The organism is Gammaproteobacteria bacterium, assembly GCA_013214945.1.
GTDB lineage: Bacteria > Pseudomonadota > Gammaproteobacteria > Enterobacterales > Psychrobiaceae > Psychrobium.
In genome coordinates, this window is record JABSRT010000013.1 from 73272 (window position 1) to 86743 (window position 13472).

The following is a 13472-nucleotide window of genomic DNA, read 5'->3' on the forward strand; positions in this document are numbered from 1 at the left end:
AGCTGACATCGGTCAAAATAGCAGCAAAACATAACAAGGCTCTGCCATGCCGACATTACTTAGCCACTAGTGATTTTAAGAATATCGTGTAATACTCATTAGGTTAGGCAATAATTCATGCTTAACCTATATAATAACCACGCGAGATTATTCATCATACTTATGTAAAGGAGCAGCCCAACAGAGTGAACAATATCACCCTAGAACAAGACGAAAACTTATCAATAAAAATCAGCCACCGCATGTTGCCGCTTGATTACCAACGACTCGACTTATATTTTTCATTGCCTGTCGAAATGGGGCTCGATCCCAAAACCCTCGACGAAGAAAGTTATTTCCATTCGGGCATTAAAAGCCATTGCGCCTATTATTCAGATCAATTGCACCTACCGCTGGTTCGCAGCCGTTATATTAGCCAAAACAAAGGCCAGCAAGACGACTATCGGGTTAATCTGAATCTGTTTTCTTATCAAATTAGAATTGCGCTCGACACTGATATTAAAGCGACGCTAAAAGAAAAAGAACCGCAGCCGTTTTACGATCAGTCAATAGAATTAGCCGAGCACATTATTTCGCTGTTAAAAAAACTACGCCGTTATAGTCCTCCTGACACAAAATTAAAATCGTACTTTGAAAACGCCGACAATTATTTAAGCTGGCACGTCGAGCAGTCTTTTTTAAAGCTGTTGTCCAAAGGGCCAAAAAGCAGCGAACATTCCGAGCAGCGTGATTTTATGTTTGAATTATGCCGTCAAGAAAATCAATACCGTGAACAAAACCAATACAACTCACAAGTGACGATTAACGATCCAAACCGCATCACCAACAAGATGCGCTTATTGCAGCGTTTAATTGAATATGGCGTGGTCTTTAAAAAAGAGACTCGCTACCTAAACAAAAATTTGCGCCGTGGTGTTCGTGGCATGGTAACCGCCTGTATTATGGCGTTTGTGATGACCTTAGTTTTAAATGCGCGCTCTTCTTTTACTGAAATCACCGTGATGTTAATCGCGATACTTGCTGTTATTTACGGGCTGCGTGAAACCTTTAAAGATGACATTACCGGCTATATTTGGCGCCGGATCCAGCGAGGTTTACCGAAATGGCAGAATGTTTTTGTCAATAATGCCATGAAATCTCGCATTGCCAAGCAAACGCTGTGGCTCGAATATATAAAAACCAGCCACCTGCCCGACTCGGTTAATCAGCTATTTCAAAAACGCCGGCAGCAAAACAAGCAAGCAGCCCAGTTACTGCATTTTCGTAGTGATACTAAGGTGCTGGTCAAAGAATTTTTACCCGGTTACGATGAAATACAACAACAAATATTTTTCAACTTTACGCCATTAGTCCGTTACCTCAAAAAAGGCGAAGGTCGCTTATATTCTCTCGATGGCAACAAAATAAGCCAGCAAGGGGTCGAACGCCGTTATCAAATCAATTTAGTCTTAGTGCAAAGCGATAAAAGAGGCCAACAACAGCTGCAGCGATTCAAGCTAACCTTAAACCGCTCTGGCATTATTAATATTGAACCAATGAAGTTAATTGACCTGACGGCTACTGAGACTAAGAAGCCTGAAAGCCCGTAGACTCTTCAGCTGTCACAATAGCTAACTCGCTTTGACGTAAACGAGTTAGCTTGATACATTTTAAATTATTCGATATTTTTTATTATCCAAAATATTCGTAACCGCTAATTTTAAAATGGCTAATGATCTGTTGTGCTAATGCCCCTTTAAATATCAGGGACCTCTTCAAAAACAAACTTGCCTTTACGTTTGCTTTTATACCAGTTTTTATTCTTTTTCCCCTTGCTTGATGCCCAATTTAAAATATCGGGATAGCCGTTAGACAAATCGACTCTCTCCTTAGTATGGTGCCAAGCAGCGGGCATTTGCATCGCCCAAGGCAAGTTATCTTTCGTTTGGTAATAACGATCTTGGGTAATATCGGAGTCGTCATCGAATTGACCAAACTTTCTTCTTGATGCTTGTTTTGTCGGAAATTTTCCTGGGAAATGAACCTCGAGCATTTCGCCATTATCAAGGACTCTGGCAATAAAGCTATTGTATGGTGGAGCCCCTAATATTGCCGGGGTTAAAGGTGAGTTAAAATTAATAGTTACCTTGTATAACTGGCCGGTAACTTTAGGACTACCGGATAAGGTGTTAGACATCTTAAAACCCTTTGGCGATGGCAATGCGTCTTCTATTTTGTCGATAATGATAAATAGGGTTTTGTTTCCGTCAGCAATAGCAGCCAACTCGCTGGTTGTGCCCTTATATTTCACCACCGCACTGCTTACATTACTGACCGGGGTATTAATCAATAATCTCAATGAGTTATCGTATATAGCTCCTCTAGCCACTGGCAACACGCTAAAGACTATCTGTTTAACTAAGCCGTCTTGCTTTGTTTCTTCAATATTATAATTAAACACCGCATCGTTAAAGTCGTAGTCCCCCTTGAGCGGCCACTCATCTTCAAAAGCCATGGTGCCAGTTTCCCCCTCTGCCGGTGAAAAAGAAGTGCTCAAAGTCGAAGAATTAGTAACACTGGCAGCGTCTAATGGGTCAGTTTCGTAATAATTAACTTCATTGCCATCACTAAACCCATCATTGTCAGAGTCGGCAATCAATGGATTGGTTTGATAAATGTTTAGCTCTTCATTGTCGCTTAAGCCATCACCATCGGTATCGGCCAACGTTGGATTAGTGTTGGTTTGCGTTAGTTCTTGCTGATCGGTAAAACCATCACTGTCTGAATCAACTAAGGCTGGGTCAGTTTTGCTATCAGTAACTTCAATAAAATCACTAAAGCCATCACCATCAGTATCGGCTAGGGTTGGGTCTGAATTATAAAAAATAACCTCTTCTAAATCGCTAAGTCCATCGCCGTCCGTATCAGCAACTAATGGATTAGATTGATAAATTGTAATCTCTTCTTTGTCAGTCAAACCGTCATTGTCAGTATCTGCAAGAGTGGGGTCCGTGCCCAATATATTAATTTCGTCACTGTCGCTTATATCATCACCATCACTATCTAAGGTGTTTGGACTGTTGTTTAACGTGGCTAATGTTTGATCGAGCTCAAGTTCGCTCGCCGTTGGCGTTGTGTCAATGTTGAGATCATAAGTGTAAGCGGCACCCGATACATCTAACGCAATTTCCTTGTTATGCGCGCCAATCACCAGATAATCACCAGCGATTGCAACAGCGTGACCAAAGTGATCTTGTTTATTTGGGTCTGCGGCCTCAAATTTATATTGCTCAGTCCAAAAATTATTATTGTTATTAAAAAGGTAAGTAACACCGGTCGCTGTATTGGCTTTCTCTGTTCCAACGGTAATGTAATCTCCAGAAAGGGCTACCGATGTACCAAAGTTATTTCCCATAGCACTATCGCTAGCAATTAACTTAGCCTGATGATTCCAAAGTGTTCCCGTTCGCTTATAAACATAAACTGCTCCACTCTTTTTTAGCTTTTTATCATCTGGGTTATTTTCTGATTTTGCACCAACCACCGCGTAGTAGTCAGAGATAGCAACCGATATCCCAAAATCACCATTTCGAGTCACTGTGCCGCCCTTCAAGCTAGCTTGCAGTTTCCAAATTTGATCTTGTTGTTTATAGATATAGGCGGTTCCTTCTTTGGCGTTGCCATTTTCATGGTCGCCAATAATCAAATAGTCTCCTGATAACATCACAGCGGAGCCAAATCGATTGTTTTTCATGCTTGAAGTCGACGTTATTTCAATATCTTGTGCCCAGCCTGAGTCGGTTTTTTTATAGATATAAACCGATCCACTATTGGCAGCGCTCACACTGGGTGAACCAATTGCTAAGTAATCGGATGACATTGAGACGGCGGCACCAAAATAATCATTAGAGGTAGATTGCGGGTTAACTAATGCCTGAATTTCAGCCCAATTATCATTCTGGTGCTTAAAGAGATAAACGACTCCTACATTGCCACCGTTTTGCTCTGTAGCAGCAACAGCCGAATAATCTCCAGCGATGGCGACAGCAAGGCCAAACTGCTGGTGAGTAATAACAGCGGGGGAACTAGCGAGCAAACAAGCATCTAAATTCCAACTTTGTTCACTTCTTCGAAACACACATGATTGGCCGGCATCATTTGAGATTCCAGGTGCCCCGACCAAAATAATGTCTCCTGAGATAGCTACTGAGCTACCAAACTTATTAAACAGTGAACTGGTATTTTCTGATAGCTGGGTTTGAAATAACGGTTCGGCGTTTGCCACGGCAGCAAAAATTAACGGCAGAACCAATAGTGAAGTTTTGTCTTTGATATTCATTGTTATAGCTCCTCGAAAATATAGTGAAGGCGATCATTTTGATCAATATCAATAGCAACTGCTGCTGAAAAATTTTCATTAGGAACCACGATAAGAGTGTCAACAGAGCTTATAACTGACAGCATCCCTCGATATTGTGTCGAATTTTGAATTTGACCTTTTTCTAATAATGTACCTTGGCTGGTACTTGATTGGTCGAGCTCGGAATAAATAGCTATTTGTGCTGAGTCCTGAATTTTAGAGAACCTTAAGTCAAGAGTAACCATTCTTTGGGTAGCAAACACAAAGTCACTTGCTACCTTGATGTCTTGCATCGAAAGATCCGCGAGCTCTTCAACTTGCTTCTGAGTTAAAACTTCCGCCGAAGTTGCTGTGGCTTCCACAGTAGCAACTTCGGCATTTTCTTCAGACGAACCACAGGCAGTAAGCAGTACGGCTAAGCCTACACCAAGGCAGAGCTTAGCAACGCAATGAGTAATTTGTTCCATATTTAATTCCTTATATATTGTTGGCTAAACTAATCTTCAACTAGCAATACCAACTTGCATTACCCAGTAGCAAGGTACATACCATTAGTAAAATGGTAAAAAATAGGTAACAAAAGTTAATTAATATATAGGGTTATAAATCTCATCGACTTTCGTCGCTCGCTCAAGATCCAATAGTTCACGCAATTTGAAAAAATTGCTCTAGTTGCAACGCATTTTGCAATGCAACAATTAACGAGCAAGAAGAAATGCTAAAAATGGGACGCGTGTATTATGCCGCTTGTGATGACCTTCGTTTTAAATGCTCGCTCTTCTTTGGCTGAACCTTAAACAGCCCTGGCATTATTAATATTGAAACAATGAAGTTAATTGACCTGATGGAAATTCGCTGGCGAATACGATACCGTATATTTATGCAGAAATGGTGCAGAAATGGGACAGGCATAACTATACGATTGATATAATCTAATTATGAGCCTGATTTGAAAATCTATTCCTAAGGTTACGGCATAACCTTAGGAATAGAATATCGCAACCGAGATTAGTACGAATTGAGTTAAAAAAAAGCAAAAAAAATGGCAAACCCGTAAAGGTTTACCACTTTTAAAATATTTTTAACTCAGAAGCTAAGCTAAAATATCACTGCTAATTAAAGAGCAACGATATCGTCAGCTTGTGGGCCTTTTTGACCTTGGCTTACTGTGAATTCAACTTTTTGACCTTCGATAAGAGTCTTGAAGCCGTCACCAGAGATAGCGCTGAAGTGAGCGAAAACATCAGGACCAGAAGCTTGCTCTAGAAAACCAAAACCTTTAGATTCGTTGAACCACTTAACGGTTCCTTGTACTTTATTAGACATAATAATATCCTGTAATTTAATTTTAAATTGCCTTCAATAGGCTTGAATAGCGTAAAAACAGACTGGAACTTAGAAACTACAGAGCGAGGTATTATTAATAAAACAACGAAATGGAGAATGTAAACAAAAGGCTTTCTTTCTTGCTGATGAGCACTTTATAGAATCTAAAATAAAAGTCAAGGATTGATTACAAATTACACACCCAATATATGCGCTATATCAATCAAATTAGTTTTAATGTCACTTATCCGCTGAATAAATGAGCTCTTGGCGATTTTATTGCCCATAACAGTTTTGATAGATACCCCAATACTCGCTAACTGAAAAACCAACCGCCTAAATTGTGCACGACATTTGGGGATATATTTAGAATGAAGTGCCGCCACGAGCAAGATTTTATTTTTATCGGCTATCGATCATTATAATATCTAATTTTTTTTGTGATTTTTTTAGATCAAGCAAATCCTGTGCTTCAATCATTTCGCATTGATCGTTAATCATCTCTTGCACGTTAGAGGGGTAATATTTGCAATCGTCGGGGCGATCATAGTAAATGTCGCAGCTGTATTTTACTCTAGATTTGGCATCGGTGGTTTTAGTTAAAAATGGGCACAGCTCTAACAATTTACCACTGCTAGGGTCAGCCCATATTTCACCATTTCGAACATACTCAGCAATGTCAGGATTAAACACTTCCCACATCTCGATTTCATCGACAGATGCTGACAAAGCACCATTGCTGTATTTTATGCAGCATTTGCCACAAGAATTACATGTTTTCATAAATTGATTTCTCTAATGCTCTGTACCAGTATACTAGCTATACAGATAAGGTGGATAATAGCTTATAGCCATGACCATTGGAAATACGGGAATTTATGGTGTCAGTAAATAGGATTTTAAACCGCCATTAATTAAATCAACCAAGGAAAGGTATTGCTCAATGAAGATAATCTTAATTCGGCACGGCAAACCCACCGCTGCAACCAATCCCTCATTAACGGCAGCAGAATTTTCACGCTGGGTTACAGATTATAATAACTCAACGGTGGCACCAGACAGCGTGCCGTCCACCAGCCTAACTCAACTAGTCGCTGGCTGTTATATAGTATCAAGCTGTTTACCCCGTGCGAGTCACTCGGCACTATTGTGCAGCGGGCAACATGCTGATTTAACCTTTCGCCAGCTTAGTGAGATGGCGCTACCGTGTTACAAGCTGCCGTTAAAATTAAGCGTGAATCGCTGGTTGCTTTTTAATAGAGTCAGTTGGTTACTCGGCTTTAACGGCCAAGTTGAATCCTTTAAAACAGCAAAAATACGTGCTAAGTTTATGGCACAACAGCTCCAAAATTTAGCGCAGACTCATCAGCGAGTCGCGGTATTTGGTCATGGCTTGATCAATCATTTTATAGCGCAGGAGTTAAAGAGGCTTAATTGGCAATCGTCACCCGCTGACAAAGGTTATTGGGGCTCGATTCAATTGCAACAAGTTGTAATCGCATAAATTATTACTGGAGAATAACTTGACCATTGAACTATGGGTTTCATTCATTGGGGCCTCAATGATCCTGTGCTTTTCGCCGGGTCCGACCGTTTTTTTAGTCATGGGTCAAGCACTAGCTCATGGCAAGCGGTCGGTGGTGCCGTTAGTTGCTGGCGCACTGGCGGGCGACCTTATCGCCATGGGGTTTTCATTTATTGGGATTGGCGTTTTACTCGCAACCTCGGCGGCGTTATTTACGCTGTTAAAATGGGTCGGTGCGCTCTACTTGATTTATTTAGGCCTTAAAGCTTGGCGCAGCAAAGCAACCATTAACCCGCCTCGCCGACTAAAAAGAAGCTCGGTATTTTTTAATGCGTTAATTGTCACAGCACTAAACCCCAAAGGCATCATCTTCTTTTTGGCCTTTTTCCCGTTATTTATTAATGCCAATGCGCCATTGCTACCGCAAATGGCTATTTTAGTCGGCTCATTTTTAGCGGTATCAACAGTCAGCGTCTCATTTTATGCAACTAGCTCAGCGGCATTGCGCCACCGAGTGAGTTCAATCAACTTTCAAAACAGTTTTAATAAAGTAAGCGGCGGCATGTTAATTGGCGCTGGCGCCATCACTGCGTCGATTGAGCATAACGGTTAAGGCTAAATTTGTTGCTGCAATAACGCCATCATGTCTTGGGCTGAAATAGCGTCGCTGGAGTCATTGCCGTCGAGCAAACTATTAGCCAAATCGCGTTTTTGTTGGTGCAATGCCAATATTTTATCTTCAATGGTGTTTTTAGCAATTAAGCGATAGATAGTAACCGGACGTGTTTGGCCCATGCGATGCGCGCGATCAGATGCCTGATCTTCAACCGCCGGATTCCACCACGGATCCATATGGATCACATAATCAGCAGCCGTTAAATTAAGCCCTGAACCGCCCGCTTTTAAACTAATTAAAAATACGTCGCCATCACCAGCCTGAAACGCATTAACCCGATCGCGTCGCGACTTGGCTGGCGTGGAACCGTCGAGATATTGGTATTTTACGCCCTTGTTATCGAGGTGCTGACGCAAAATTTTAAGGTGTCCAACAAACTGGCTAAAGACCAGTGCCTTATGGTTGTTTTGTTGTAATTCATCAATTAAGTTATCAAATACTTTCAGCTTAGAGCCTTCAATACCCGCGTCTGGCATCACCAAATCGGGGTGACAACAAGCGCGACGTAATCGCATGATCTCCGCTAACATTTTAATATGATGTTGACCCGGCTGCTCATCGTCCTTAGCCAAATTTTCAATCGCTTGTTGGCGCAGCGCCTCGTATAACACTACTTCGGGCTCACTCAACTCTACCGATATATTAATTTCGGTCCGAGACGGTAACTCAGTTAATACCTGATTTTTCATCCGGCGTAAAATAAACGGGCTAATTAACTTTCTTAACGCCTGATTAGCGCGGATCATCGCGCTTTCGTCACCGTCACTGCTCTCCATTGGGTTAGCAAAACGTTGATGAAATTGCTTTTGCGCACCCAGTAAACCCGGATTAATAAACCGAAACAGGCTCCATAACTCGTTAAGGTTGTTTTCAATCGGGGTGCCAGTGGTGATCATTTTAAAATCGCCCTTCAGCGCTAGTGCCGCCTGAGTTCGTTTAGCCAGTGGGTTTTTAAGCGCCTGCGCTTCATCGGCCACTATGGTGCGCCAATTAACCTTAGCTAAGCGCTCGCCCTCGCGCTGTAACAAGCCATAGCTGCAAATGATAACGTCGAATGCCTGCGCCTGATCAAGCATGTGATGACGTTGCTCGATAGTAGTGGTGTCGACCCCAAATATTTTAACCCGCAGCGTTGGGGCAAAACGCGTTGTTTCTTGCTGCCAATTAAAGCACACCGAGGTGGGCGCCAGCACTAAGCTAGGGCCACTCGGCGCACGGTCTAAAATAACCGCCAATGCTTGCAATGTTTTTCCCAGCCCCATGTCGTCAGCCAAACACGCACCGCCACCCCACGATGCTAGTCGCGTTGCCCAATTAAAACCGTCGAGCTGATAATCGCGCAATTGTGCCTGCAAGGTTGAGGGCAGTTGCGGCTCAAGTTGTTCGGCTTGTTCTAATAACAGCCGTTGTTTTTGCCATGAATGCAGCGTTTTAAGGCGCATCCCTTGAGTAGCTGCATCAATCAACGGGCTGGCTAAGACATGAAACTTGCCTGATTCACTCACCGCGCCAAGGTCAGTTAACCGCTGGCGCAACTCTTCGGTTAACGACAATATTTGGCCATCGTCGAGTTTGACAAAACGACTGTTAGATTGGGATAACAAGGCCATTAAGTTCTTTAACTCAACCACCTGATCATCACCAACCGTTAAAGTGCCATCAAGCGAAAACCACTCTTTTTGCTTAGTCATGGCCAATTGCATGTGCTGCGGCCCAAGTTTTGGGCTCAGTTTAAAGGTTTTTCCTTTCGGCCATTGTAAGGCGATTTTAAGCGCGTCATCGTCGCCTAAAATCGTTTCAAGTTGCTCTAAGGTATGCAGTGATTCGTCTATTTGATCTAATATCACGGTGCCATCAATGGTCGATTGAAACGCTGGGCACTGCTGCATTAAATACTGCAGCTGCTTTTTTTCATCGTCGAGCTGGCGGGTAGTCGTTAAACGCTCGCCATCAATTTGGGCCGACAACGTTGGATTGCCCAGTCCTGGTGACATGGCTGGACCTTGGGTGCCTAATGGCTGAACCTGACAACTAAATTCCAGTCCTTCACCGGCAGGAGCAATATTAATATAAAGGCGACTGTCGGCTGCGCGCTGTTCTATGCCCGTTTCAAGTCCTGTAACATCGGATTGAATATTTAATAGCGGTGCAATCGCACTGATGCTTTGCAGCACTTGATCTTTGGCTGAGTTTGGCACCACTAAACCGCCCTCGCCGACAATGCCTGCAATTTCTAGGTGCTTATTTTGATAACGAACTAAACGATAGCGCTGACTATTTTCCTTAGTCAGCGAATAACAGGCCTCGCCGTCTTCAAAATTACTGGGAATATTAGCCATGCTTAGCAAATACCCCTGAGAATTTTGGGTGACCAATAATTCTGGCTCCGATTCAGCAATGCTAACGGACTGCATTGGTTGCTCGAGCAAATATAAATTATCGAGCCCCGCCGCAGCACTTAACGCGCCATAACCGGCAAGTTCATAATATTCGCGACCATAATAACCACCGCTATACCCCCCCGAGATCCGAAGGCACATCGCTAAATCGCCCGCGCTCAAATAATCAAAACTGGCAGTTTCAGTGCTTAAACGTTTGAGTGAAATAGCACGTCCTTTTGACCAACCGCTTTTAGCCAACTTTTGCTCTTTAGCCTCAAAATGACAACTATAACGCGTCGGGTCGAGCAGCCACACCAAGCGAGTTTGTTTTGATGCTGGCGGTGTTTCTGACGCTGCGACCTGCTGAGGCGCCTGATTCATCGCAATTAATTGTTCAAGCGCCAGAGCCCAAGGCGCTTTTCGCACCACAATGTCACACAAATCAATCACTGGAGGCGATTCAAAATCGCGAACAGACGGTGAGTTTAACGGAACTAGACCATATTGCTCGAGCAGTGTTAACCCAACGCCAGCAAACACATCTTGCTTGGCAGCCACGAGTTTATCGACACATTTAATCAAGTTTTGTTGATAATAAGCATTAAGCGGATTCTTAGTCCAATGACTGCACAGACAACCAAAAACAACTTCAATATGGCTATAATAATCGTCTTGCTGTGAGTATCCGGTATTAGCGACCGTAAATTGATCGAGCTTGCCGGCCAATACCTGCACCACTTGTTTAAGCATCATGTAACTAAAACGCATGTGATTAGCCACCCGGTAGTCATCCAGCACATGCTCTAGTTGCTGCTTTAACTCGCTAAGCTTCGCTGGATCCTCGCCTAAACCTCGCTGCAACAGCGCCATGCCAAAAATTAAACCCGGCATTTCACCAATGTATTGCTTTTTTCGCCGGGCAATACGGTTTTTAGCCACAATAGCTTTAGCAAACAGCTCGCACGCCAGTTGAGATTGGCCACTTAAAAATTGTTGCCAGCCCAGCAACTGTAAACCATAACTCGACTTTTCTTTGCTGGTTAATAACTCGCTGGCCGCATTAAGCAAACCACGCTGTAAATATTGCTCTGCCAGTAACAAGCGCAATGGCTCGTAGTCTTGATCTTGCTTAATCACTGCGGTTAACACGGTCACGAGCTCGGTGCTGTCAATTAAATCGCGACGTAAGCCCTGAAATAACGCCGCCAGTGCCTGATATTGCAAAACAGGCGGCAGGCCAACAAACACCTGGGCATTAAACGGGTAAAAACAGACCTCGATTAAGATCTGATTGACCGGTAACTCAATAATTTGCGGATTTTTATTAAATTCAAGTAACGCGATGCAACGGGTATATTGACCACGATAAAAACAGTCACGCACTTGTCGTTGACGCTCAACCAATAACGGCTTGTTCCAGTGATACATCGGCTCTATTGGCACCACTATTTCGGCGCATTCGATAATATCTTCAAATGAGCCATCGTTAAGGCAAAGTCGAGTTAAATAATCCGCGATATGATCGGCAATGCGTAAGCCTTCTCGCGTTGCATTAATTAAACCGCGTTGAACTAACGCTTGGCGTACTTCGGGGGTAAATTGAGTATGGAGTTTTTGACGATAAAAGGATTCACAATGCCCCAGCTCTGACAACACCGCCTTAAACTTGGTTTGGCCAATGCGTTTATTAATCACCGACAAAACGCGTAACATCGCCTGCTCGTTGCTATCGCAGCGGGAATAGCTATCAATGGATTGAGTGATTAAGCGGTTGGTATCAGTAATAAAAGACATAAGGCGACGCGGTAAGCAAAAGATAACTTATTTTAGCGCCAGTTTAAAAAAAAGCCACCGTCAACATTGGTTATATTCCTGTTTATTAAAGCCTCTATCACCGTAATAAATCAACGATTTATTCGTGAAACCATTGGGCTAATCGATTCGACAAAATTCGAGCTGCCGAGTCGCTGTGCTCTGATTTTCGAATTAATGCAGACCAATGTAAATCCAAGCTGTCTTTTCCTACCTGTACCGTCGACACACTTTTATTATTTATCGCCGTTTGCACCGCCCACTGAGAAAGTATACTAACCCCAAAGTTCGCGGCAATTAACTCAACGATGGCATCGGTTACTTCCACCACAGTGACTAACTGAGGAGCAATGCCTGAGGGACGAATAAAGCGTTCATACTCAAAGCCTGGTTGCGCAGTTTTACTATAAGACAAGTACTGTTCACTGACGAGATCAGTTGCTTCAATAAAGGGTTTTGTCGCTAAGTGATGTTGGTTATGGGTCACTAACACCAGCTCATCTTCAAACACAGGTACCGAGTCAATGCCGGGTATCACTGAATATCCGGGTGCCAATACCACATCAACAGTACCCTCCTGAAGATTTTTTAGTGGATGCTGGGTAGCAGAGGCCACCAGCTCTAGCTTAATAGCTGGCTCTTGTTTAGCCAGGCTACTTAAAAATGCTGGCAACCAGTGATAGCAACTATAAGCGGCGACACCAAAGCGCACCACCGTGATTTCGTGATCAGACAGCTGCTGAAAATCAAATTCAGCACGCTCAAGCATTGGAATGATTTGGTTGGCTGTTTGGGTCATCGCCCGCCCAGCCGATGTTTCGCGCAGCTTGCGCCCTTCTCGCTCGAACAACAAACCGCCTAAGCGCCTTTCAGCTTCAGCCAGTCGATGACTAAGTGCCGACTGGGTTATGCCCAGCACATAAGCGGCTTGCCTTAAAGTGCCGGCTTCGTTTATCGCTTTGAGCATTTGCCAATGTTTTATGTCTAGTCTCACGTTTGACCTCTCATTACTTTCAGATAAACAGTCTTAATACATTGATACTATGGCTATGTTCTAAATAATTGGATCTGTGTTTTTATTAAAAAACTAATTGAATCTAGTATCAAACTTAACTGCGGTCACCAAGCTCCTGCTTTTAGTTGCCTCATTATTAATAACTGTTAGGAGAAAAATTCAGGGACGAATTTTTAGATTTCCGCGCAGGATGCGCATTGAAATCGGTTCCGTTAATACAGTGATTTATAAGGAGGACAGCAACAAAACCGCAGGTCGCCTTTCTTTTGGTTACTTTTCTTTGGCGAAGCAAAGAAAAGTAACTGGTGTGCTTTCACCCACGCTTAATAGAAAGAAAATGTATTTAGCACATCAAAAAATTTACTGAACTCAATAACTAGCCACACTTAACTGGAACG

9 protein-coding genes are annotated in these 13472 nt (G+C 43.0%); 3 read left to right on the forward strand and 6 right to left on the reverse strand.

Annotation, left to right across the window (positions count from 1 at the left end; translation table 11 throughout):
• The first annotated feature begins 185 nt into the window (after positions 1-185).
• A complete protein-coding gene (locus tag HRU23_11670; protein ID NRA54794.1) occupies positions 186-1589 on the forward strand; it encodes a hypothetical protein in 1404 nt (467 codons plus the stop codon).
• A 146-nt stretch (positions 1590-1735) separates the two neighbouring features.
• Here HRU23_11670 and HRU23_11675 read toward each other — a convergent pair whose 3' ends face one another.
• From HRU23_11675 to HRU23_11690, 4 genes are all read right to left on the reverse strand, one after another.
• The gene (locus tag HRU23_11675) at positions 1736-4318 is read right to left on the reverse strand and encodes an LruC domain-containing protein (protein NRA54795.1); all 2583 of its coding nucleotides are present in this window, start codon (positions 4316-4318) and stop codon (positions 1736-1738) included.
• Between the two features lie 2 nt (positions 4319-4320).
• Complete coding sequence (locus HRU23_11680; protein ID NRA54796.1) at positions 4321-4806, reverse strand: hypothetical protein; 486 nt, start codon at positions 4804-4806, stop codon at positions 4321-4323.
• 649 nt (positions 4807-5455) lie between these two features.
• The gene (locus HRU23_11685) at positions 5456-5665 is read right to left on the reverse strand and encodes a cold-shock protein (GenBank protein ID NRA54797.1); all 210 of its coding nucleotides are present in this window, start codon (positions 5663-5665) and stop codon (positions 5456-5458) included.
• Between the two features lie 402 nt (positions 5666-6067).
• Entirely contained in the window at positions 6068-6448 is a 381-nt protein-coding gene (locus tag HRU23_11690; protein NRA54798.1) for a YkgJ family cysteine cluster protein, read from the reverse strand.
• Positions 6449-6608: 160 nt separating this feature from the next.
• On the opposite strand from HRU23_11690, the gene HRU23_11695 reads away from it, so the two are divergent.
• Together HRU23_11695 and HRU23_11700 are read left to right on the forward strand one after the other, a co-directional pair.
• Positions 6609-7169, forward strand: a complete 561-nt coding sequence (locus tag HRU23_11695; GenBank protein ID NRA54799.1) for a phosphoglycerate mutase family protein — start codon at positions 6609-6611, stop codon at positions 7167-7169.
• Between the two features lie 19 nt (positions 7170-7188).
• Positions 7189-7803: a LysE family translocator gene (locus tag HRU23_11700; GenBank protein NRA54800.1), complete on the forward strand. Its 615-nt coding sequence runs from the start codon at positions 7189-7191 to the stop codon at positions 7801-7803.
• Between the two features lie 2 nt (positions 7804-7805).
• On the opposite strand, the gene HRU23_11705 is transcribed toward HRU23_11700, so the two are convergent.
• Positions 7806-12041, reverse strand: coding sequence for a DEAD/DEAH box helicase (locus HRU23_11705; protein ID NRA54801.1), 4236 nt, complete (start codon positions 12039-12041; stop codon positions 7806-7808).
• A 118-nt stretch (positions 12042-12159) separates the two neighbouring features.
• Entirely contained in the window at positions 12160-13026 is an 867-nt protein-coding gene (locus HRU23_11710; GenBank protein ID NRA54802.1) for a LysR family transcriptional regulator, read from the reverse strand.
• Positions 13027-13472 lie beyond the last annotated feature (446 nt).

Bases quoted from the DNA above. Each gene is read 5' to 3' on its own strand.
- HRU23_11690 (NRA54798.1), bottom strand. From the start codon at position 6,448: ATGAAAACATGTAATTCTTGTGGCAAATGCTGCATAAAATACAGCAAT.
- HRU23_11710 (NRA54802.1), bottom strand. From the start codon at position 13,026: ATGCTCAAAGCGATAAACGAAGCCGGCACTTTAAGGCAAGCCGCTTAT.
- HRU23_11705 (NRA54801.1), bottom strand. From the start codon at position 12,041: ATGTCTTTTATTACTGATACCAACCGCTTAATCACTCAATCCATTGAT.
- HRU23_11675 (NRA54795.1), bottom strand. From the start codon at position 4,318: ATGAATATCAAAGACAAAACTTCACTATTGGTTCTGCCGTTAATTTTT.
- HRU23_11685 (NRA54797.1), bottom strand. From the start codon at position 5,665: ATGTCTAATAAAGTACAAGGAACCGTTAAGTGGTTCAACGAATCTAAA.
- HRU23_11695 (NRA54799.1), top strand. From the start codon at position 6,609: ATGAAGATAATCTTAATTCGGCACGGCAAACCCACCGCTGCAACCAAT.
- HRU23_11680 (NRA54796.1), bottom strand. From the start codon at position 4,806: ATGGAACAAATTACTCATTGCGTTGCTAAGCTCTGCCTTGGTGTAGGC.